Here is a 21,165-nt window from a genome sequence, read left to right as displayed (position 1 = left end):
TTCCCGCTTTAGCAACCCAGAGGTGACGCGCGTCTTCCCCGGCCGTCCACCGCCCGTGCCTCGCCGTTCACCGGCCGCGGCACAGCCCGCGGGGGGCGGAACCGTCGGTCGGGCGGAATAGACTCACCGGCGTGGCTGGCCGGATCCGTGATGTCGACATCGCGCTCGTACGTGAGCGTTCACCCATCGCCGACGTGATCGGCGAACACATCCAGTTGCGCAACGCCGGAGGGGGCAACCTCAAGGGCCTGTGCCCCTTCCACGACGAGAAGAGCCCGTCCTTCAACGTCACCCCCGAGCGCGGAATGTACTTCTGCTTCGGCTGCGGCGAAGGCGGCGACGTGATCACGTTCGTCGAGAAGATCGAGCACCTGCCGTTCGGCGAGGCGGTCGAGCGGCTGGCCCAGCGGGCCGGCATCCAGCTCCAGTACGAGCAGGGCGGCTACGTCCCCAAGCGCGACCACGGCGAGCGGGCCCGGCTGATCGAGGCCCACCGGGTGGCCGCCGAGTTCTACGCCGAGAAGCTGTTCGGGCCCGACGCGGCCCCGGGGCGCCGGTTCCTGTCCGAGCGCGGGTTCGAGCGCGCCGACGCCGAGACGTTCGGCGTCGGCTACGCCCCGGCCGAGTGGGAGGCGCTGGCGCGTCACCTGATGGGGCGCGGGTTCAGCGCCGACGAGCTGGTCAAGGGCGGCCTGGCCAAGGAGGGCAGGCGCGGGCCGATCGACCGGTTCAGGGGGCGGCTGATCTGGCCGATCAGGGACGCCACGGGTGACGTGATCGGATTCGGCGCCCGCAAGTTGCTCGATTCCGACGATGGCCCGAAATATCTGAATACGCCTGACTCGCCGCTTTACAAGAAGAGCCAGGTCCTTTATGGCATTGATCTCGCCAAGCGAGAGATCAGCAAGCGCGCCCAGGCGGTGATCGTCGAGGGATACACCGACGTGATGGCCTGCCATCTGGCCGGCGTGCCGACCGCGGTGGCCACCTGCGGCACGTCGTTCGGCGAGGAGCACATCAAGATCCTGCGCCGGTTCCTGCTCGACCAGGCCGAGTTCCGGGGCGAGGTCATCTTCACCTTCGACGGCGACGCGGCCGGCCAGAAGGCGGCGCTGCGGGCCTTCGCCGACGAGCAGAAGTTCGTCACGCAGACCTACGTCGCGGTGCAGAGCGACGGGCTCGACCCGTGCGACCTGCGGATCAAGCAGGGCGACGCGGCGGTGCGCGACCTCATCGCCAGCCGCGAGCCGCTGTTCCAGTTCGCCATCAGGAGCACCATCTCCCGCTACGACCTGCGCAGCAACGAGGGCAAGATCGCCGCCCTCGACGCGGCGGCGCCCATCGTGGCCGGGATCAAGGACGTCGGCCTGCGCAAGCGCTACGCCATCGACCTCGACCGCTGGCTCGGGTTCATGGACGAGCGCTTCGTCATGCAGCGCATCGGCGAGGTCGCCAACACCCAGCAGGGCCGTCCCCAGCGCGCCCCCAAGGCGGCCCCCGTCGATCCGAGCGTGCGGGTGGAGGGCGAGCTGCTCAAGCTGGCCGTCCAGCGGCCCGCGCTGCTCGGGCCGCGCTTCGACGCCCTCGACCCGCAGGCGTTCACCGCCCCCGACCACGTCGCGCTGCACAAGGTCGTCCAGGCCGCCGGAGGCGCCGGCTCGGCCGGTCACGGCGGCCGTGAGTGGGTCGACCGGCTGCTGGAGCACGCCCACGACGAGGGCGCCAGGGGGCTCGTGACGAGGTTCGCGGTGGAGCCCATCCAGGCCGACGCGCACGCCGAGGAGCGTTACGCGGGGGCCATGCTGGCGGCCATCGAGGCGATCGCGGTCGACCGGGCCATCGCCCAGGTCAAGTCCCGCATGCAGCGCCTCAACCCGGTGGAGGAGCAGCAGGAGTACAACAAGCTGTTCGGCGAGCTGGTCGCGCTGGAGCAGCAGCGCCGGGTGCTGCGCGACCGCGCCGCCGGAAGCTGACCGCGGGGGCCTTTGATAACAGTTCGGCAGCGGGGGCAGGCGGTGAACCAGAGTGGTTGACCGGGGAATTCCGGCCGGCCCGCGCTGCCGTGAAGGCGCATCTCGGGCATTGCGGGCAGCGAAAGAGATACGTCCGGCCGTCATGCCTCGCCGGACGTCTGATTCCAGACCGCGTAATTGACTTTTCTTTCCTGATCAAACTCCGGCCAAACCTTTACTCGATCTCAATTCGGTAATGCTGATCGTCTTACCTTCCGCAACAAAAATGGGTCTGCCATTTGATGGAACCAATACTGCAGACTGTCTCCCGTGGGTGCATCGGTGCTGCCAAGCGGGCCGCCATCGGTAGATCAGGTGGCGGACCTCGTCGCGAAGGGAAGGGAGCGCGGAAGCGTAACCGTCGATGACGTCGCCGCCGCGCTTGACCGATCCGAGCTGCCGTCCGACGCGCTGGAACGCGTCGTGCGGATGCTCGCAGAGAACGGCGTGGAGGTCCTTGAGCCCCAGGGCGACGAGGAATCCACCCGCGCCGATGAGGAGGACGTAGGCAAGCGGGCGCCGACCAGCGATCTCGTCCGCATCTACCTGCGCGAGATCGGTCGCGTCCCCCTGCTGACCGCCGAGGAGGAGGTGGAGCTCGCCAAGTCGATCGAAGCCGGCCTGTTCGCCGAGGACAAGCTGGCCACCGGGGTCTCGCGCCTGGCCTTCCCGGAGTTCAGGGAGCTCGTCTGGCAGGGCACCAGGGCCAAACAGCGGCTCATCGAGGCCAACCTCAGGCTCGTGGTGTCGATCGCCAAGCGCTACGTCGGGCGCGGCATGCTCTTCCTCGACCTGATCCAGGAGGGCAACCTCGGGCTCATCCGGGCGGTCGAGAAGTTCGACTACACGAAGGGCTACAAGTTCTCCACCTACGCCACCTGGTGGATCAGACAGGCGATCACCCGGGCGATCGCCGACCAGGCGCGCACCATCCGCATTCCGGTGCACATGGTGGAGACCATCAACAAGCTCGTCAGAGTGCAGCGTCAGCTCCACCAGGATCTCGGTCGCGAGCCCATCCCCGAGGAGATCGCCAAGGAGATGGACCTCCCGGTCGACCGCGTGGTGGAGATCCAGCGCATCGCCCAGGAGCCGGTGTCCCTGCAGTCGCCGATCGGCGAGGAGGACTCCGACCTCGGTGACTTCATCGAGGACGCCGACGCCGTCGTGCCCATGGAGGCCGCCGCCTTCATCATGCTGCAGGACCAGCTCGACGACATCCTGGCCACGCTGTCCGACCGCGAGCAGCGCATCATCCAGCTCCGCTTCGGCCTGGCCGACGGGCATCCGCGCACGCTGGAGGAGGTGGGCAGGGAGTTCGGCGTGACGCGGGAGCGCATCCGGCAGATCGAGTCGAAGACCCTGGCCAAGCTCCGCCACCCGACGCGCGCGCAGATGCTCAAGGACTACCTGGACTGACCCTTCGACCCCGCGACGGGCCCGGCGAGCGCGCCGGGCCCGTCCGCATGCCGGAGCCGGTTCTTCAGGAGCAGCCCTCGAACTGCGGTACGGCGATGTTGTCCAGGTGCAGTCCCGCCTTGCCGAACCACTTGTGCAGCAGCTTGCCCGCGGTCCCGTCCTGGTACATGTCGGTGATCGCCCGGTTCACCGCCTCGCAGCCGGGCACGTCGTCCTTGTGCAGGCCCACCCCGGTGCGCTGCTCGTTGAACTGGGCGTTGGCCAGCCGCAGCCCCGAGCCGTCCTGGTTGGCCAGGCCGGCCAGGATCACGTCGTTGGTGGTCACGGCGTCCACCTGCCTGCTCTTCAGCGCGCTCAGGCACGACGCGTAGTCCTTGAACGGCACCAGCTCGGCCGCCACGCTGCGCTCCTTCACGACCCGCTCGGCCGCGTTCGAGCCCTCCACGGCGCAGATCCGGCGGCCCTTCAGCTCCCGGACGTTGTCCACCCTGTCGTCCGGCCGCGTCAGGATGTCCTGGTAGGAGACGTGGTACGGCCCCGCGAACAGCACCTTCGCCTTACGGTCCATGCTGATCGTGTACGTCGCCAGCACCAGGTCGGCCCGCCCCTGGACCAGCACCTTCTCCCGATCGCCCGCCAGCACGGGGATCAGCTTGAAGTCCTTGCCCAGCCGCTTGGCCACGTAGCGCGCGACGTCGACGTCGAAGCCCTCGAAGGTGCCGTCCGGCTTGCGGAAGCCCACCGACGGCAGGTCGGGGCGGACCGCGATGACGAGGGAGTCCTTGTCGAGGATCGACGCCCGGTCGCCGGTCCCGCAGGCCGCGGTGACCACCGCGACCAGGGCCAGCGCCGCTACCAGTGCCCGCTTCAACGGTACTCCTTGAGTCTCGGCCACACCCCGGCGATCATCAGCAGCCCGATCCCGGCGATCGCGAACGGCAGCAGCCGCCACAGGTTGTCCAGCGCGTTCTCGCCGGCGTCGATGGCCCGGTCGAAGGTGTGCTCGTGCCGGTCGGCCAGCGCCACCAGGGACCGGTCGTAGGCGTCGAACGCGGCGGTGACCGGCCCGAGCTTGGCGGTCACGGCCTCGGCCGTCCGGCCGGCCAGCGCCAGCTCCCGGAAGGCGGTGTCGGCCTGCTGGAAGGCCTTGTACGCGTCCAGCACGCGCCCGCCCTCCACGCCGGTGAGCTCGGGCCCCAGCATGCCCAGGGCGTCCCCGGAGTCGCCGGCCACCTTCGCGTGGTACTGCGTGAGGTTGCCCGACTCGTAGTAGACGACCGACTGCGACTTGTCCAGGAACGTGTGCTCATAGGTGTCGGCGCGCTCCTTGTCCAGCAGGTACCGGCTCTGGTCGCCCTGCATGCTGTTGCTGATCGCGCGGGCCTTGGCCAGCGTCAGCACCGAGTCGAAGCCCTGTGCCTTGGCCGTGCGCAGGTCCTCCTGGTCCTGGCCGAGCACGTTCGCGCCGAGGATCAGCGAGACCGCCGTGGCCAGCGTGGCGACCAGCAGTGCCGGGCCGAACACCCGGCGGAATCGCCGGGCCAGGAAGACCTGGAGCCAGATCAGGCAGCCCAGCGCGAGCAGCCCGGCCAGCAGCACCGCGGTCCGCAGCAGCGGGACCCAGGCGTTCTTCTCGTCGTAGGTGCTGCGGACGATCGTGCCGCTCTCCAGGGTCAGGTTGTAGGCCTGCGGCAGCAGCACCAGCCGCATCAGGTCGGTGGCCTGCCGGTAGGTGCCCACCACGTTCTCCGGCGGCGCGCCAGGCGCGTGCCGGGCCTGCTCGTTCAGCAGGAGCGCCTGCCCGGCGAGCCGTTCGTAGCGGCCGAGCCCGTCGAGCACCGACTGCACGGTCCGCCGATCGGCCGCGTTGTCGCCGGCCAGCTCGAACGCCTTCAGCAGCGCCTGGTTGGCCTCCGAACGCCGCCGCTCGTACCGGTCGACGGCGACGCGGCGCTGCTGGCCGTACTGGTCGCCCATGACCAGCGCGTTGGCGACCTGGGCGTCCATGTCGCTGAGCGCCAGGTAGAGCCCGGCGGTGGCGACGACCTGCGGTCCGGCGTCGCGGCCGATGACCTGCAGTCCGTCGCCGGAGGTCAGGCTGCCGACCCCGAGCGCCGCGAACAGCAGCGCCAGCGCCGCCACCGTCACGCCGGAGATCACGCGGATGCGGCCGGGCACGTTGCGGTGCGGCGGGGGCGCGGCTCCCGCCTGGACCAGGGGGCCGGGGTTCTGCACCAGGGTCACGGCGTCCCCTCCCTGATGGTGATGACGGTCCAGGCGCCCAGGTGGATCCGGTCGCCCGGCCCGACCCTGACGGGCGTGTTGATCTCGACCGTCCTGCCGTTGACCTGGGTGCCGTTGGCCGAGCCGGGATCGACCAGCGTCCACGTGCCGTCGGGCCGGCCCAGCAGCACGGCGTGCAGGTGCGACACGCCCGGGTCCTCGGGCGGGCCGGTCAGGTCGATCTCCGGCGCCAGGTTCCTGGCCCTGCTGCGCCGCCCGATGCGCACCTGCTCGCCGACCAGCCCGAACGAGCGCTCGGGACAGTACGGCGGGAAGGCCATGCGCGCCGCGTCGGGGCCGCCCTCGGCGACCACCTTCTCGTAGTAGGTGCGGTCGGCGGCCGCGACGGCCTCCCATCGCGCCCCTCGCACGGGGATCGGGACGCCGCCCCCGCCGCCGGTGAAGTCGTGGCCGCACACCTCGCAGAACTGCCCGGCGCGCGGCGTCTGGCAGACCGGGCAGGCGTCGTCACCGCCGCCGGGGGCCGTCGCCTGGGGCTGGGACGGGGCGGCGGTCCCGCCCATCTGCGCGCCGCAGACGTCGCAGTAGTCGTCGGAGCCGGAGGCGTGCCCCTGGGGACAGGTCGCCATCAGCCCTCGTCCTTACGCAGCCGGCTGGTGCGGACGGAACCGGTGTCCAGCTCGATCTCGTCCGCCTTGTCCACGTTCCTGCGCAACCGGGCCGTGCCGGTGGCGGGATCGACCTCCACGACCTTCTCCAGCAGCCGGGCGGTGTCCTCGCGGCCCGACTCGGCGGCCAGTTCCCTGGCCTTGGCCAGGCGCGCGGTCGCGGCCTCAACGTCGCCGGCGGCGCGGGCGCTCAGGCCGTCCTGGATGAGCTCGTGCAGCTCGGCCTGGCCGGTGTAGTGGGCGACCTTCCGGTTGATCTGCGTGGACTGCGCCAGGTCGTCGGTCCACTGGGCCAGCACGTTGCCGCTGGCCACGACGTCCTGGGTGTCGGGGCGCACCAGCTTGACCCAGCCCGCCCTGATCTCCTGGCCGATCTGGCCCGGCGGCACCTCCACGCACAGGTGGTACTCGCGTTCCTCCTGGCCCCACGAGCCGGTCGGGTAGTCGCCGGTCAGCGGGTTGACGTCGGTGCGCTTGCCGGTCAGGTCGAGCAGCGTGGGGGAGACCTGCTTGACGAACTTCAGCTTGGCCGTCTGCGGCACCCACACCCGCAGCGACAGGTCCGCCACGGTCTTGCTCATCGACGTCTGCGTCACCCGGCGGAAGAACTCGGCCAGATCACTCTGGTTCCGTACGAACTCGAACGAGCCGAGCATCGCCTCGGCGACCTTCCGCAGCTCGGCGGGCACCCAGTCGTCGCCCACGCCCAGGCTGTCGCAGACGAACTTGCCGCTCCACCCCTGCAGCACGGCCCCGAACACCTCGGGACGCTCGTTGTTCTGCCCGTCGGTCATCAGCAGCGCGTGCCTGATCGCGTTCGGGTACGCGCTCAGCAGGTGCCCGGCCAGCTTCAGCCACTCGCCGATGGCCGTGCCGCCGTGCGCGAGCAGCCGGCTGATCGCGCGCTCGGCCTCGGCCCGGGTGGCGGGCGTGGATCTGACCAGGTTGGCGTTGCCGCCGGGGTAGACGACCTTGGCCTTCTCCGTCCCGGCGATCACCGCGAAGTACACGCCGTCGCGCAGCGCGTGCACGGCCGCCGCCGCGGCCTGCCGGGCCTCGCGGATCTTGCCGCCGCTCATCGAGCCGGAGGTGTCGACGATGATCACCTCGGCCGCCTCCGTGGGCGCGGCCTGGGCGAAGCCGCCGCCGGAGGAGGCCACGGTGAGGACCGCGTGCACCTCGCGGGCGTCGGTGGACAGGTACTTGTTCTGGTCGATGTTCAGCGTGAACGTGGGCTGGTCACCCATGCGTTTCTCCTAGGGGGATGAGAACGATCGTCACGTTGTCCTGGCCGCCGGAGGCCAGTGCGTGGCGCAGCATCTCGCGGGCCATGTCGAGAGGGGTTCCCGTGTGCGGGAACCGGTAGCCGTCCAGGTAGCGCCACAGCCCGTCGCTGCACACCAGCAGCAGGCCGGGCGCCCCCAGGGCGAGCGTGCGCACATGCAGCGACACCTCGCCGGAATCCGCGCCGAGCCACGCGGTGATCTCGCCGGTCGGGACCACGTCGTCCTCGGTCAGCAGCACGCCCTGCCCGGGGTCCGCGCCGGGCAGCCAGTACGCCCGCGTGTCCCCGGCCCAGCTCAGCGTGATCCCGCCGGGGCCGGCGACCGCGGCGACGTAGGTGCAGGCGGGCGCGTCGTCCACGGACGTGGCCAGCGCGGCCACGGCCTTGCCGGCCAGCTCGAACGCCTCCTGCGCGGACGTCCCCCTGGCCAGGGCGGCGCCCGCGGTCTCCACCGCCGCGGCCGAGGCCTGGTCGGCCCGCGGCGAGCTGCCGACGCCGTCGCACACGACCGTCACCACGGCGTCGCCGGTGGTCAGCAGCGCCACGGCGTCCTCGTTGCGGGCCCGCCGCAGCCCCCGGTCGGTCACGGCGGCGGCCCCGCCGTCGAGCACGGTCTCGGCGTGGTCCCGGCCGGTGGGCTGGCGCACGCCGCAGCGTTCGCAGTAGCCCTCCGGGTCCACCGCGGCCGCGCCGCAGGAGGTGCAGACCGGCGCGCCGAGCGCGTGCCCGCACCGCTCGCAGTAGACGTCCCCCTGGACGACCGGGGAGGCGCACATCGGGCAGCTCTGGGCGTTCGGTACGGGTTCCATCACAGCCACGTCCTCGGTCGTACGGCGTTCGCCTCGTCGATGAGCGCGTGGCGTTCGTGGCGGGAGCCGGCCGCCACCGCGAGCTTCCTGAAGATCGACTCCAGCCGCCTGCGCAGCCCCGGTTCGGTGAAGTCCGCCTCGGCCAGCTTCGTCCCGGGCGGCGCGGGGTTGTTCTCCAGCCAGGCCAGCGCGCAGCGCAGCAACTCGGTGGTGAGCAGGTCGCGGCGGCGCGGGTCGAGGTCGACCAGGTTGGCCAGCCGCCCGGCCGCGCCGACCAGGTCGGCCGCCGACAGCGTGCTCAGGTCGGTCCGGCGGAACACCGAGGCGGCCAGCGCCACCTGCGCCGCCACCCGGTAGCTGGAGGTGGGCGGCACCTCGTCCAGGATGTTGACGCGGCCCGTCCTGGCCAGCCCGAACGCGGCGCTGACGTAGGAGTGGTCGGTCCGCCAGACGGCGTTGTACCAGTGGGCCGACTGCCTGCCCGCGCATTCCAGCGCGAACGCCAGCGCCAGCTTGGGCGCGAGCTCGCCGGGCAGCGCCGACACGCACGCGTCGAACATCGTCACCGCGGTGTCCGTCTGGCGTGTGGCCAGCGCGAGCACGCCGCGGTACCAGGTCGTCCGCCAGTCGCCGGGGAGCTGACGTTCCAGCTCGGCCAGCGCCGCCGGCGTCTCGGCCGCGCCCGCCTCGGCCAGCAGCCGGGTGCGCATGAGCCGGGTCTCGGGCGTCGGCGGCATCGCCGAGAGCTGGTCGAACAGCTCCTTGCCGTCGAACCCGACCAGGCCCGCCAGCGGGCCCGCCGCCGGGTCGAGCGGATCGACGTGCGGCACCGGCAGCTCGACCGCGACCGCGGCCGGGTCGAGCGGGCCGAACACCTCCTGGCGCGAGTCCGACAGCGCCGTCCACACGGCCGAGCGTTCGGGCCCGAACAGGGTCGAGGGCGCCGGGAAGGGCACGCCCTCCTCGGCCGCGCTGATCTCCCGCAGCACCCCGACGAGCTGCTCCTCCATCTCCCAGGCGCTCTGGAACCGGTCGGCGGGGTTGGGCGCGGTGGCCTTGCGCAGCAGCCGGGCGAACGACTCGTGCCCGCAGTCCTGCGGCAGCGGGCTGGCCACGCCGCCCTTGGCCGGGCTCCAGGACGGGATCGCCAGCACCGCCAGCGTCCTGGCCACGGTGTAGAGGTCGGAGGACACCGACGAGGGATGGGTGTCCAGCTCGGGCGCGTGGTAGCCGACCGTCGCCCAGGACGTGCCGGGCGGGGAGCCGATCGGCTGGACGGCCCCCAGGTCGATCAGCCTGAGCCGCCGGCCGACCCTGATCACGTTGGCCGGCTTGAGGTCGCAGTAGACCAGGCCGTTCTCGTGCAGGTAGCCGAAGGCGTGCAGGATCTCCCGGCCGTAGATCAGGGCCTCGCGCAGCGGCAGCGGGCCCTTGCGGCGCAGCTCGTGCAGGGACTGGCCGCCGACGTACTCCATGACGATGTAGCCGAGGCCGCCGGAGAGCTGGAAGTTGAGGATCTTGACGATGTTCGGGTGGTCGACCGTGGTGAGGAACTTGCGCTCGGCCTCGGCCGCCGCCAGCGCCTCGGCGTCGTTGGTGTTGAGCAGGCCCTTGAGGACGACCCAGCGGCCGTCCAGGTTCTCGTCGGCGGCCAGGTAGATCCAGCCGAGACCGCCGTGGGCCAGGCAGCCGAGCACCCGGTACTGCCCGGCCACCATGTCGTCCTTGCCCAGCTTCGGGGTGAACGAGTACGGCGTGCGGCAGTGCGGGCAGAACCCCTCCGTCAACCCCGGACGGCCCTGCCGGGACCGGCCCACCGGCTCCCCGCAGGCCGGGTTGGCGCAGAACCGCTTCTCCTCCGGCACCTGCGGATCGGCCATCACGGCCGTCGCCGGATCCCGGTACGGGACGGACGGCAGGTCGGCGATGCCGCCCAGCACCCCGGCCCGCGACCTGCCGCTGCTGCTCACCGGCGAGGTCAGCGACCGGCTCACCGGCTGGGTGTTCACCGGGCCCGAGAGCGGCCCCGAGATGGGCCCCGAGATGGGCCCCGAGATGGGCCCTGACACCTGCTGGGGGACGGACACGGGCGCCGGTGGCGCGGCCGCCGCGTTGCCGCACAGGTCGCAGTAGCCGTCCTCGATGGTGCCGGTGCAGCCCGGCTGCGCGCAGCGGGTCATGGCTTACCTCCGTGTATCGCGCGCTGGTAGGTCTCGACCGCGGCGGCAGCCTCGGTCAGGTCGCAGGGAGCGGTCCACAGCAGGGATCGTGCCCGCTCGAAGCACGCGGTGGCGGCGGGGTCCTCGGCCATGCCCTTGCGTACCGCCATGGCCTGGCAGGCCCCGAGCCGGCCGCGTAACTCGTCGCGCCTGCCGACCAGCCCGTACAGGGCCTTGGCGGTGGCCCGCGCCCGGTCGGCCGCCTTCGCCGCCTCGCTCTCCACGGCCGCCAGCCGCCTGGCGCGTACCACCCAGGTGTCGGCCGAGGCGTCGAGCGCGTCCAGTTCGCCGGTCAGCTCCTCGACGCGGCTGCGCGGCCGGGCCTGCGGCGGCAGGGCGATCTTGACCACCACCGCGCCGTGGGCCAGCCTGGCCTCGCTCTCGGCCGCGCGTACCCGGTCGAGGGCCGCGACCAGGTCCTCGCGGCGCCTGGCGTACTCGCGCTTGACCACGATCGCCTGGTCGACCTCTGCGCGGGCCTCGGCCAGCGCGCGGGCGACCCCGCCGAGGTCGGGGCCGACGCCCGCGCCGAGCGGGTCGGCGAGCAGGGCCGCGCGCATCCGCCGCAGCTGCGACTCCTGGGCGTCCAGGCCGGCGCTCTCGCCCAGCTCGCGTTCCAGGTCGCGGAGCTCGCGCAGCGCGCGGTCGGCGTCGTCCAGCCGGGGCAGGACGGCGTTCCAGACGGCGTCGATGTCGTTGAGCGCCGAGGTGACCTCGCGGAACGCGCCGTCCATGCGGGCCACGGTCTCGTCGAGGGTCAGCCGCTCGTCGGCCTCGGGCAGCAGCGAACGCTGCTCGACGGGCTTGGCCGCGGCCCGCAGCACCACGGACGGCCCCGAGAGCAGCCGGGTGAGCTCGTCGAGCTGCTCCGCGCCCGGCTTCGCCCGTACGGCCCTGACCTGCTCGGCCTCGCGCAGCACGGCCCGGTAGGCGTCGTTCAGCACCCACAGCCGGGCCAGCGCGGCCTGGACGGCGGTCCAGCGCTGCCGCGTCACCCCGTCCAGCGCCGCGCCCTTGAGCAACTGGTAGGTGGTGTGAGATTCGAGGTCGAGCAGGTCGCCGGAGATCCGGTCGCGTTCGTCGGCCCGAGCGCGCAGCGCGTACTCGGCGCCTTCCCTGCTCATGGGCGGTCCCAGACTCATCACGCTCCCCGTGAAGAGGGCCCCCGATGCCCCGTGGTTCTACCGGATCAACGGGAGGCTTGACCGGTTGGTTCCAATGGGTAGGGGTGACCCTGACTTGTCCCTGATTCAACCCTCGGTCACCTGCAAACGGCTTAAAGGATCTCCTACCGTGGAGACATGGCACGCATCCTTCTGATCATCGCCGCGATCATCGTCGCACTGCTTCTCGTCGGCCCGCTCGTGGGTTTCGTCTTCACGCTTCTCAAGTGGGCTCTCATCATCGGCGCCGTCGTCCTCGGTGTCACGTTCGTCGCGAAGTGGGCCCAAAGGCCGTAGCTTCCGCCCGCTTCCCAAGGCATAGTGAGTGAATGGAGGCGCGGCCGGCGGTTGACGATGCCGCGCTCGGGCGCGAGGCGCTGGCCGTGCTCGAGGCGAACTGGACGGGCAGCGGCACCGTGCCCGCGCCCGGCCTGTACCCGCACCAGTGGAGCTGGGACTCCGCGTTCGTCGTCATCGGCCTGGCCAGGCACCGTCCGGAGCGCGCCCGGGAGGAGCTGCTCAGCCTGCTGAGCGGCCAGTGGGCGACCGGCATGGTGCCCCACATCGTCTTCCACACGCGCGAGGCGTACTTCCCCGGGCCGTCCGTCTGGCGTTCGCAGGAGCACGAGTCCGCGCCGAGGGTCGGCACCTCCGGGCTCACCTCACCGCCGCTGCAGGCGCTGGCGCTGCGGTGGCTGTACCGGCACACCGGCGACGTGGGGTTCGTCCGGCGGACCTTCCCGCTGCTCGTCGCCCAGCACCACTACCTCGCCTCGGCCCGCGACCTCGGCGGCGCGGGGCTGGCGGCCATCGTCCACCCCTGGGAGTCGGGCATGGACGACAGCCCGGCCTGGGACCAGCCGCTCGCCGCGCTGCCCGTCATCGGCTACGGCTACCGCAACGTGGAACTGGCCGACCGCCACCCCGACAGCGACCACGACCGTTACGTCTGGCTGGCCATGCGCTACCGCGACGCCGGCTACCGCGCCGAGTACCTGCGCGACGAGCACCCGTTCGCGGTCGAGGACCCGATGTTCAACGGCATCTGGCTCGCCTCCTGCCAGGCGCTGGCCGAGCTGGCGCCGCTGGCCGGCGCCGATCCCGCGCCCCACGCCGAACAGGCCGAACGCATCAGGCAGGCCATGCTCGACCGGCTCTGGGACGGCTGCTTCTACCCCCGCGACCTGCGCTCCGACCGGCTGATCAAGGTCTGCACGGTGGGCGCGTTCGGGCCGCTGCTCGATCCCGGGCTGCCCAGCGACCAGCTGCACGCCTGCGTCGAGGTGCTGGAGTCGGCCCGGTTCATGGGCGCGACCGGCTACCCGGTGCCGAGCTGCGAGATCCGCGCCGCCCAGTTCGACCGCACCCGCTACTGGCGCGGGCCGTCCTGGGTGAACACCAACTGGCTGTTACGCCGGGCCGCCGCCGTCCACTCGCTCGACCAGCTCGGGCGGCAGCTCGCCAACGGCACCCTGCGGCTCGTCCGGCAGGCCGGGTTCCGCGAGTGTTTCGATCCCTTCGACGGCAGCGGGCGCGGGTGCAGGGACTTCTCGTGGAGCGCGGCGCTCACCCTCGACCTGCTCGCCGATACCGTGGAGGTATGAGCATTTTTCGCCGCCTGCCCGCCGACGTGCGCCGATCGCTGGACGTCCGGCCGGGGGAGCGGGTGCTGACGTTCACCGAGACGGGTGACGGTCACCTGGTGGCCACCAACCTGGCCCTGTTCCTGTCGGACGGGACGCGGGTGCCGTACGAGGAGATCGACAAGGCGTCGTGGGACGACGAGGGGCTGCGGGTCGTCACCGTCGGCGGCGCCCGGTACTTCGAGCGGGTCGCCGAGCCGCGGATGGTGCCGGAGACCGTGCGCGAGCGGGTGAACTCCACCATCGTGGTCAACAAGCGCGTCAGCCTGCCGGGGCGCGGCGGCGTACGGCTGGTGGCCAGGCGTCCGCCGGGCGGCGAGGTGCTGGGCTGGACCCTGGTCTTCGACGAGGGGCTCGATCCGGCGGACCCGGGGCTGCGCGCGCAGGCCGAACAGGCCCTGGAAGGCGTCCGGCGCAGCATGGGCGTGTGAGGGTCACACGTCCGTGCCGCGCCGGATCTCGGGGTCTCGGCCTCAGTAGGGGATGCCGGTCTCGCGGGACTTCCGTTCCGCGAGATCCTCCTCCTCGGGCCAGCCGCTGCCGGACCTGTGATGGCCGTCGGAGCCGAGGAACGGGATCTTCTCCTGAAGAGTTCCGCCCACCTTCTCCCTGGCCGCTCCGGCCAGCTTCGACGCCTGCGCGCCGACCACGCCCGCGGCCTCCTGGACCCTCGGGCTGTCGGCCACCCGCTGGGCCGCCCGCTTGATCTGTTCGTACCGCTCGCGGCCCGCCCGGCTGCCGAGCACGTAACCGACCGCCAGACCGACCGCAAATGTCATCCGATAACGCATGTTGCACCTCCGCTGTCTCCCGGCCTACCCCAGTTGCGATGCGACACGCACTCCCGGAGTGCGCTAATCTATTCCTGCGCACGAAGGAAGGGCCCAACAAGCCCGACCAGCAGGGCGAACGTTCGATCCCGCGTAGCTCAACGGCAGAGCAGCCGGCTGTTAACCGGCAGGTTATAGGTTCGAGTCCTATCGCGGGAGCCAGTGGTCAGGCCCTCTACCTGGAGACAGGTGGAGGGCCTGAGTCGTTTCCGGGGCGTCGTCCGGGGTCTCGGACGACGCGTTCCCCTCACTCAAGGCCCAGGTCCTCGACCGCCGGTCCTACGGGGCGAGGTAGTACTCAGGGGCGCCGCCCGTGGCCTGCACGACGATGGGCTCCGCGCCTTCCCAGCCCGTGTTCTTGAGGTGGTACCGGACGCGGTAGTCGTGGAGACCGGCGACGTCGTAGTCGGTGACGTCGAGCGTCAGGCGTACGGTGCGGGTCTCGTCGTTGCTCATGAACGGGGAGCGTAGACGTCGCCACCGACAAGATCGTGCGAGGCGGCGCGTGGAGTGTACGGGTTGTAGTTGGTGGGTTACGGGATTTTGGGGTTTGGGGGACAAGGGGAGGGTTGGGGCGGAAGATGGGGGAGCCGGTCGGGTATGGCCGGCAGCCGCGGGAAGTCGTCGAAGGTGGCGTGGAGAGGGCGCCGCCGCAGGACGTGCCGCCGACCCGGAATCGGCGGGGCGCTCCGCTGACGGAGAAGTGTTGGTTGCCGCGTGCGTACCTGGATCAGATCCCTGCGTCCCTTCGATGTGCAAGCCGTGCACGCGCTGTTCGAGCGCACCACGGACGTCCGCGAGGCGGAGCGCTTCATCAGGCTCTTCCACGCCGAGAACCCCTCCGCCGGCGGCCTGGCCGCCCGGCTGCGCGACGTCGCCAGAGACGTCGCCCGCCACGGCACGTACGCCCACACCTTCGAGGAGCTGGAGTTCGGCGCGCGGGTCGCCTGGCGCAACAGCGGCCGGTGCATCGGACGCCTGTACTGGCGCTCGCTGAAGCTGCGCGACCGGCGGGAGGTGGCGACCGCGGAGGGCGTGGCGGTGGAGTGCGTGGCGCACCTGCGGGAGGCGACGGGGGAGGGGCGCATCAGGCCCACCATCACCGTCTTCGCCCCGGACACCCCGGCCATGCCGGGCCCGCGGGTGCTCAACGACCAGCTCGTCCGCTACGCCGGGCACCGTCTGGACGGCGGCGGCGTCCTGGGCGACGCGCGCAACGCCGGGCTCACCGACCTGGCCAAGGAGCTCGGTTGGCGCGGCGGGCCGGGCCGGTTCGACGTGCTGCCGCTGATCGTGCGGGCCGGGCTCGGCGACCCGCTGCTGTGCAACCTGCCCGGCGACGCCGTCCTGGAGGTGCCGCTGCTGCACCCCGAGTACGCGTGGTTCGCCGAGCTGAGGCTGCGCTGGCATGCCGTGCCGGTCATCTCGGACATGTGCCTGGAGATCGGCGGCGTCTGCTACCCGTGCGCGCCGTTCAACGGCTGGTACATGGGGACCGAGATCGGGGCGCGCAACCTGGCCGACGCCGACCGGTACGACCTGCTCCCAGAAGTGGCCAAGCACCTCGGCCTGGACACCTCCACCGAGCGCTCGCTGTGGCGCGACCACGCGCTGGTCGAGCTCAACGTGGCGGTGCTGCACTCGTTCGAGGCGGCCGGGGTGACGATCACCGACCATCACACCGAGTCCCGGCGCTTCCTGACCCACCTGGAACGCGAGGAACGCGCCGGACGCCGCTGCCCGGCCGACTGGTCGTGGATCGTCCCGCCGCTGTCGGGCGGCGCGACCCCGGTCTTCCACCGGTACTACGACACCTGCGAGCTGACCCCCGCCTACGTGCACCGCCACCCCACCCGGTGACATGCTTGCCAGCCCTGCCCAGAACATGGTTCGGTTAGCGCATGGCGGAACTCGTGCTCTCATCGTCGGACCGGGGCGTGCTCACGCTGACCTTCAACCGTCCCGACACGCTCAACGCCTGGACGGACGCCATGGGCCGGCGCTACTTCGACCTGCTGGCCGAGGCCGAGAAGGACCCCGACGTCCGGGCCGTCGTGGTGACCGGCGCGGGCAAGGGCTTCTGCGCCGGAGCCGACTTCAGGACGCTCGCCGCCATCCAGACCGGCTCCTACGACGAGACCCCCGACCCGCGGCCCAACACCTTCCCCACCACCATCGGCAAGCCGATCATCGCCGCGGTCAACGGGGCCTGCGCCGGGCTCGGCATGGTGCACGCGCTCGTCTGCGACCTGGTCTTCACGGCCGAGGAGGCCAAGTGGACGACGGCGTTCCCGCGCCGCGGCCTGGTCGCCGAGTACGGCCTGTCCTGGGTGCTGCCGAGGGTCATGGGCCAGCAGCGGGCCATGGACGTCCTGCTGTCGGGCCGGGTGTTCAGCGGGCGGGAGGCGTACGAGCTGGGTCTGGCCAACCGGGCGGTGCCCGGGGAGTCGCTGCTGGAGCAGGCCCAGGAGTACGCGAGGGAGCTGGCCGTGCACAGCTCGCCGGCGTCCATGGCGGTGATCAAGCGGCAGGTGTGGCACGACTGGGACACCACGCTGGAGGATTCGGCCAGGAAGGCCGTCCACGAGATGCTGGCCTCCTTCGGGCGGCCCGACTTCGCCGAGGGCGTCGCCAGCTTCCTGGAGCGGCGCCCGCCCAACTTCCCGGCGCTGTGAAACCGCAGGCCGGAGGGGGGCCGGCCGGCGCGCGCCGAGGTTAGACGACGAGCCCCGCCGGGTAGGCAGGGCGTGTCCGGGAGCTTCACGGCGAAGCGGGGACGCGGGGCAGGTTCGGGGGGCGCGGTGCAGGCTTTCGTCATGAGGGAGATCGGCCGGGTCGGCTTCATGGACAAACCCGTGCCGCGACCGGGCCCGCGCGACGCCGTCGTCCGCACCACCACCGCACTCATCTGCACCTCCGACTCCCACACCGTCCAGGGCGGCATCGGCCCGCGCACCGACCTGACGCTCGGGCACGAGGCCGTCGGCGTCGTGCACGAGGTGGGCGGCGAGGTGCGCGACTTCCGGCCGGGCGACCGCGTCCTGGTGGGGGCCATCACGCCCGACTGGGGCGATCTCGCCTGCCAGAACGGCCACCCGTCGCAGTCCGGCGGCCCGCTCGGCGGGTTCAAGTTCGCCAACTCCAAGGACGGCGTCTTCGCCGAGTTCTTCCACGTCAACGAGGCCGACGCCAACATGGCCAAGATCCCCGGCGGCGTGCCGGACGAGACGGCCGTCTACTGCGCCGACATGCTCTCGACCGGGTTCATGGGCGCCGAGAACGGCGACATCCCCATCGGGGGGACGGTCGCCGTGCTGGCCCAGGGCCCGGTGGGGCTCATGGCCACCGCCGGCGCCCGGCTGCGCGGCGCGGGCCTGGTCATCGGGGTCGAATCGGTGCCCCGCCGCAAGCGGCTCGCCCGCGACTACGGCGCCGACGAGATCGTCGACTTCACCACCGAGGACGTCGTCGAGCGCGTCCTCGGCCTGACCGGGGGCCAGGGCGTGGACACCGCCATCGAGGCGCTCGGCGCGGACGCCACCTTCCAGACCGCGATCAAGATCACCAAGCCGGGCGGGACGGTGTCCAACACCGGCTACTACGGCCAGGGCGAGTTCGTCCGCATCCCGCGCGTCGAGTGGGGCGTCGGCATGGCGGAGAAGAAGATCACGACCGGCCTGTGCCCGGGCGGACGGCTGCGCATGGAACGCCTGCTGCGCATCCTGGAGGGCGGCCGGCTCGATCCCACGCCCCTGACCACTCACACGTTCGGCTTCGAGGAGATGGAACGCGCCTTCGAGGTCTCGGACAAGAAGCTCGACGACGTGGTGAAGGTGATGATCGCCTTCCAGTGACGGCAAGGGCACCAAGAGGCGCCGAGAAGCACTGAGGAGCGCCGAGAAGCACTGAGGAGAACGCCGGCCATGCTCGACCTCGACCCACCCTTCCGCCCGGTGCGCCGCCGGGACGGCTACCCGGCGCTGGAGGACCTGGGCCTCATCGGCGACGGCACGACGGCGGCGCTGGTCGGTCTCGACGGCTCGATCCCGTGGTTGTGCCTGCCCGACTTCGACAGCGATCCCCTGCTGTGCGGCCTGCTGGACCACGAGCGCGGCGGCCACTTCACGCTGACGGCCGACGACCTGCGCGAGGCCAGGCAGTACTACGAGCCGGACACCGCCGTGCTGGTCACCGAGCTGCGCGGCCCGTCCGGCGTGGTGCGGATCACCGACGCACTGGTCCTGCGCGCCGGCGCCGACCTCAGCGACGACGCGGGCGGCGGCAGGGGCGAGCTGGTCCGGTCCGCGGTCGTCCTGGCGGGGAGCGTACGCCTGCGGGCGGAGCTGGAGCCGCGCGGCGGCGGGCAGGCCCGGATGCTCGGCAGCGGCCTGGAGGTGCGCGCGTCCCGGCGGCCCGACCTGCGGCTGCATCTGCGCTCCGACCGGCCGCTGACCGGGCTGCGCACCGTGCACGACCTCCAGGAGGGCGACCGCCTCGACCTGGTGCTGTCGTGGGGGCGCATCCACCGCCACCACCGGTTCGACCCCGAGGCGATGTTGCGGCAGACCGCCGACGCCTGGCGGCGCTGGATGGGCGCGTGCGGCTACCGGGGCCCGCAGGAGGCGCTGGTCCGGCGTTCGGTGATCACGCTGAAGCTGTGCGACGACTGGGTCAACGGCTCGCTGGTGGCGGCGCCGACGTCCTCGCTGCCCGCGCCCGTCGGCGGGGTGCGCAACTGGGACTACCGCTACACGTGGATCCGCGACGCCGCCTACGCCGTCTTCGCGCTGCGCCGCGTCGGCTTCGAGGAGGAGGCCGACGGCTTCCTCGGCTGGGTCCTCGACGCCTTCGAGCAGAGCGGCGATCCGCTGATCATGTACACGCTGCGCGGCGACCCCGTACCCGAGGAGGTCGTCGACCCCGATCTGGAGGGCTACCGCCGCTCGGCGCCGGTGCGGTGGGGCAACGGCGCGGCCGACCAGCGCCAGCACGACGTCTACGGCGAGGTGCTGGACTGCGCCGACCAGTGGCTGCTGCCCGGCCGCGACCTCCAGCCCGCGCTGTGGTCGGGGCTGTCGGAGCTGGCCGAGGCCGCCGCGCGCACCTGGCAGGAGCCCGACCAGGGCATCTGGGAGGTACGCAGCCAGGGCCGGGTCTTCACCTACTCGGCGGGCATGTGCCAGGTGGCGCTGGACCGGGCCGCAGCCATCGGCGAGCGGCTGGGCCTGGCCGGTCCGATCGCCAGGTGGCGGTCCACCGCCGAGGAGCTGCGCCGGCTCATCCTGGAACAGGCGTGGAACGAGGACGCGCAGTGCCTGGGCGAGCACCTCGACGGCGGCAGCGGCCTGGACGCCAGCCTGCTCGCGCTGCCGCTGCGCAAGGTCGTGCCGGCCAACCATCCGCGGATGGCGGCGACCACCGCCGCCGTCGCCGAACGCCTGTCCGCCGGCGACGGCCTGCTCTACCGCTACCTGCACGAGCAGTCGCCGGACGGCCTGCCCGGCGACGAGGGCGCCTTCCTGCTGTGCAGCTTCTGGCTGGTGGACAACCTGATCCTCCAGGGCCACCGGGCCCGCGCCGAGGCGCTGTACGCCTCCCTGTGCGCCCGCGCCAGCCCGCTCGGCCTGCTCCCGGAGCAGATCGACCCGGCCACGGGCGCGTTCGCGGGCAACTTCCCGCAGGCGTTCAGCCACATCGGGGTGATCGCCAGCGGGGTCAACCTGGCCCGGGCGGGGGCGGCCCGGACGCCCTGACCGGCTCAGGCCAGGCGGTGGGCGCCCTTGGCCGCGGTGGCCGACAGGAAGCGCGGGGCCTGGAAGCCGCGCTCGGCGTAGGCGGCCGTGACCGACGCGCGCACGTCGTCGAGGCGGGCGTCGGGGACCAGGGCGATGGCCGAGCCGCCGAAGCCGCCGCCCGTCATCCTGGCGCCGCGGGCCCCGCCGCGGAAGGCGGCCTCCACGGCGACGTCGAGCTCCGGCGAGGAGACCTCGTACTGGTCGCGCAGCGACAGGTGGGAGGCGTTGAGCAGGGCGCCGATCTCGGTGACCTTGCCCGCGCGCAGCAGGCCGATCAGGGCCTCGACGCGGTGGTTCTCGGTGACGACGTGCATGACGCGCCTGCGCTCGGCGCCCTGGAGCCGGTCGAGGGCCGCGGCCAGGTCGGTGACGTCGCGCAGGGACGGCACGCCCAGCTTCCGGGCGGCGGACTCGCACTCGGCGCGGCGCTTGGCGTACTCGCCGCCGGCGTGCTCGTGGTGGACCTGGGTGTCGATGATGAGGATGCTCAGGCCCTCGGCGGCCAGGTCGAGGGGGATGTTCCTGGAGCCGAGCGAGCGGCAGTCGAGGAACAGCGCGTGGCCCTCCTGGCACAGCGCGGAGGCGGCCTGGTCCATGATGCCGCACGGCATGCCGACGAAGTCGTTCTCGGCCCGCTGGCTGAGCAGGGCGATCTCCATCGGCGTCAGGCCGAGCCCGTGGACGTCGTTCAGCGCGGAGGCGACGGCCACCTCCAGGGCGGCGCTGGAGCTGAGCCCCGCGCCCTGGGGCACGTCGCCGTCGATCGCGATGTCGGCGCCCGCGACCCGGTCGCCGAGCATGGCCAGCACGCCCACGGCGTAGCGGGCCCAGCCGGTCGCCTCCTCCCTGGCCGACAGCTCGACCGGGCCGCCGGAGGACTGGAGGGACAGCAGGCGGATGGTCTGGTCGGCGCGCGGGGTGACGGCGGCGCTCACGCCCCACGGCACCGCGAAGGGCAGGACGAAACCGTCGTTGTAGTCGGTGTGCTCGCCGATCAGGTTGACCCGGCCGGGCGCGCGCCAGACCGTGCGGGGATCGGCACCGAAGGCGGCACGAAAAGCTTCAGCAACGCGCATAA

General features: G+C 72.1%; 19 protein-coding genes and 1 tRNA gene. 10 read left to right on the top strand and 10 right to left on the bottom strand.

Features of this window, described 5'->3' with window-relative positions:
• The first annotated feature begins 131 nt into the window (after window positions 1–131).
• Window positions 132–1,973 carry a DNA primase gene (gene dnaG, locus ACWCSU_RS37220; protein WP_449941471.1) on the top strand — a complete coding sequence of 614 codons (1,842 nt, stop codon included), beginning with the start codon at window positions 132–134 and terminating at the stop codon, window positions 1,971–1,973.
• A 354-nt stretch (window positions 1,974–2,327) separates the two neighbouring features.
• Entirely contained in the window at window positions 2,328–3,431 is a 1,104-nt protein-coding gene (gene rpoD / locus ACWCSU_RS37215) for an RNA polymerase sigma factor RpoD (protein WP_397042687.1), read from the top strand.
• Between the two features lie 64 nt (window positions 3,432–3,495).
• On the opposite strand, the gene ACWCSU_RS37210 is transcribed toward rpoD, so the two are convergent.
• The 7 genes from ACWCSU_RS37210 to ACWCSU_RS37180 are packed head-to-tail and all read right to left on the bottom strand — an operon-like array spanning window position 3,496 to window position 11,780.
• Window positions 3,496–4,302: a transporter substrate-binding domain-containing protein gene (locus tag ACWCSU_RS37210; RefSeq protein ID WP_449941469.1), complete on the bottom strand. Its 807-nt coding sequence runs from the start codon at window positions 4,300–4,302 to the stop codon at window positions 3,496–3,498.
• Window positions 4,299–5,675 (bottom strand): hypothetical protein, encoded by a 1,377-nt coding sequence (locus ACWCSU_RS37205; RefSeq protein ID WP_449941467.1) that lies wholly within the window; start codon window positions 5,673–5,675, stop codon window positions 4,299–4,301. The genes ACWCSU_RS37210 and ACWCSU_RS37205 overlap by 4 nt, the downstream gene beginning before the upstream one ends.
• Window positions 5,672–6,304 (bottom strand): FHA domain-containing protein, encoded by a 633-nt coding sequence (locus tag ACWCSU_RS37200; RefSeq protein WP_449941464.1) that lies wholly within the window; start codon window positions 6,302–6,304, stop codon window positions 5,672–5,674. Before ACWCSU_RS37200 ends, ACWCSU_RS37205 begins: the two co-directional genes overlap by 4 nt.
• On the bottom strand, window positions 6,304–7,590 hold the full coding sequence (locus ACWCSU_RS37195; protein ID WP_357693923.1) for a vWA domain-containing protein: 1,287 nt from the start codon (window positions 7,588–7,590) through the stop codon (window positions 6,304–6,306). The genes ACWCSU_RS37200 and ACWCSU_RS37195 overlap by 1 nt, the downstream gene beginning before the upstream one ends.
• Window positions 7,583–8,437 carry a PP2C family serine/threonine-protein phosphatase gene (locus tag ACWCSU_RS37190; RefSeq protein WP_449941462.1) on the bottom strand — a complete coding sequence of 285 codons (855 nt, stop codon included), beginning with the start codon at window positions 8,435–8,437 and terminating at the stop codon, window positions 7,583–7,585. The genes ACWCSU_RS37195 and ACWCSU_RS37190 overlap by 8 nt, the downstream gene beginning before the upstream one ends.
• Window positions 8,437–10,617: a tetratricopeptide repeat protein gene (locus ACWCSU_RS37185; protein ID WP_449941459.1), complete on the bottom strand. Its 2,181-nt coding sequence runs from the start codon at window positions 10,615–10,617 to the stop codon at window positions 8,437–8,439. Before ACWCSU_RS37185 ends, ACWCSU_RS37190 begins: the two co-directional genes overlap by 1 nt.
• A complete protein-coding gene (locus ACWCSU_RS37180; RefSeq protein ID WP_449941457.1) occupies window positions 10,614–11,780 on the bottom strand; it encodes a hypothetical protein in 1,167 nt (388 codons plus the stop codon). Before ACWCSU_RS37180 ends, ACWCSU_RS37185 begins: the two co-directional genes overlap by 4 nt.
• 177 nt (window positions 11,781–11,957) lie before the next feature.
• Between ACWCSU_RS37180 and ACWCSU_RS37175 the strand changes: the two genes are divergently transcribed.
• The 3 genes from ACWCSU_RS37175 to ACWCSU_RS37165 are packed head-to-tail and all read left to right on the top strand — an operon-like array spanning window position 11,958 to window position 13,893.
• A complete protein-coding gene (locus ACWCSU_RS37175; protein WP_357693913.1) occupies window positions 11,958–12,116 on the top strand; it encodes a hypothetical protein in 159 nt (52 codons plus the stop codon).
• Between the two features lie 32 nt (window positions 12,117–12,148).
• On the top strand, window positions 12,149–13,423 hold the full coding sequence (locus ACWCSU_RS37170) for an amylo-alpha-1,6-glucosidase (RefSeq protein WP_364086921.1): 1,275 nt from the start codon (window positions 12,149–12,151) through the stop codon (window positions 13,421–13,423).
• Window positions 13,420–13,893, top strand: a complete 474-nt coding sequence (locus tag ACWCSU_RS37165; RefSeq protein ID WP_357693908.1) for a hypothetical protein — start codon at window positions 13,420–13,422, stop codon at window positions 13,891–13,893. Before ACWCSU_RS37170 ends, ACWCSU_RS37165 begins: the two co-directional genes overlap by 4 nt.
• 42 nt (window positions 13,894–13,935) lie before the next feature.
• Here the strand turns inward: ACWCSU_RS37165 and ACWCSU_RS37160 are convergent, their stop codons facing one another.
• On the bottom strand, window positions 13,936–14,253 hold the full coding sequence (locus ACWCSU_RS37160; RefSeq protein WP_357693906.1) for a YtxH domain-containing protein: 318 nt from the start codon (window positions 14,251–14,253) through the stop codon (window positions 13,936–13,938).
• A gap of 126 nt (window positions 14,254–14,379) precedes the next feature.
• On the opposite strand from ACWCSU_RS37160, the gene ACWCSU_RS37155 reads away from it, so the two are divergent.
• A tRNA-Asn gene (locus tag ACWCSU_RS37155) sits at window positions 14,380–14,454 on the top strand.
• 117 nt (window positions 14,455–14,571) lie between these two features.
• Here ACWCSU_RS37155 and ACWCSU_RS37150 read toward each other — a convergent pair.
• Entirely contained in the window at window positions 14,572–14,748 is a 177-nt protein-coding gene (locus ACWCSU_RS37150) for a hypothetical protein (RefSeq protein ID WP_357693903.1), read from the bottom strand.
• 306 nt (window positions 14,749–15,054) lie between these two features.
• Between ACWCSU_RS37150 and ACWCSU_RS37145 the strand changes: the two genes are divergently transcribed.
• The 4 genes from ACWCSU_RS37145 (at window position 15,055) to ACWCSU_RS37130 (ending at window position 20,045) form a co-directional block, all read left to right on the top strand.
• Window positions 15,055–16,152, top strand: a complete 1,098-nt coding sequence (locus ACWCSU_RS37145; RefSeq protein WP_364086926.1) for a nitric oxide synthase oxygenase — start codon at window positions 15,055–15,057, stop codon at window positions 16,150–16,152.
• 41 nt (window positions 16,153–16,193) lie between these two features.
• The gene (locus tag ACWCSU_RS37140; RefSeq protein ID WP_449941451.1) at window positions 16,194–16,967 is read left to right on the top strand and encodes an enoyl-CoA hydratase-related protein; all 774 of its coding nucleotides are present in this window, start codon (window positions 16,194–16,196) and stop codon (window positions 16,965–16,967) included.
• Window positions 16,968–17,108: 141 nt separating this feature from the next.
• A complete protein-coding gene (locus ACWCSU_RS37135; protein WP_449941448.1) occupies window positions 17,109–18,146 on the top strand; it encodes an NAD(P)-dependent alcohol dehydrogenase in 1,038 nt (345 codons plus the stop codon).
• A gap of 69 nt (window positions 18,147–18,215) precedes the next feature.
• Window positions 18,216–20,045 carry a glycoside hydrolase family 15 protein gene (locus ACWCSU_RS37130; protein WP_449941447.1) on the top strand — a complete coding sequence of 610 codons (1,830 nt, stop codon included), beginning with the start codon at window positions 18,216–18,218 and terminating at the stop codon, window positions 20,043–20,045.
• A 5-nt stretch (window positions 20,046–20,050) separates the two neighbouring features.
• Here the strand turns inward: ACWCSU_RS37130 and galK are convergent, their stop codons facing one another.
• Window positions 20,051–21,163, bottom strand: a complete 1,113-nt coding sequence (gene galK, locus ACWCSU_RS37125) for a galactokinase (RefSeq protein ID WP_449941446.1) — start codon at window positions 21,161–21,163, stop codon at window positions 20,051–20,053.
• Window positions 21,164–21,165: the final 2 nt, after the last annotated feature.

This window comes from Nonomuraea sp. NPDC001699, assembly GCF_053596455.1.
The sequence above is the reverse complement of the archived record's forward strand: the minus strand, read 5'-3'. Positions and strand labels throughout refer to the sequence as shown.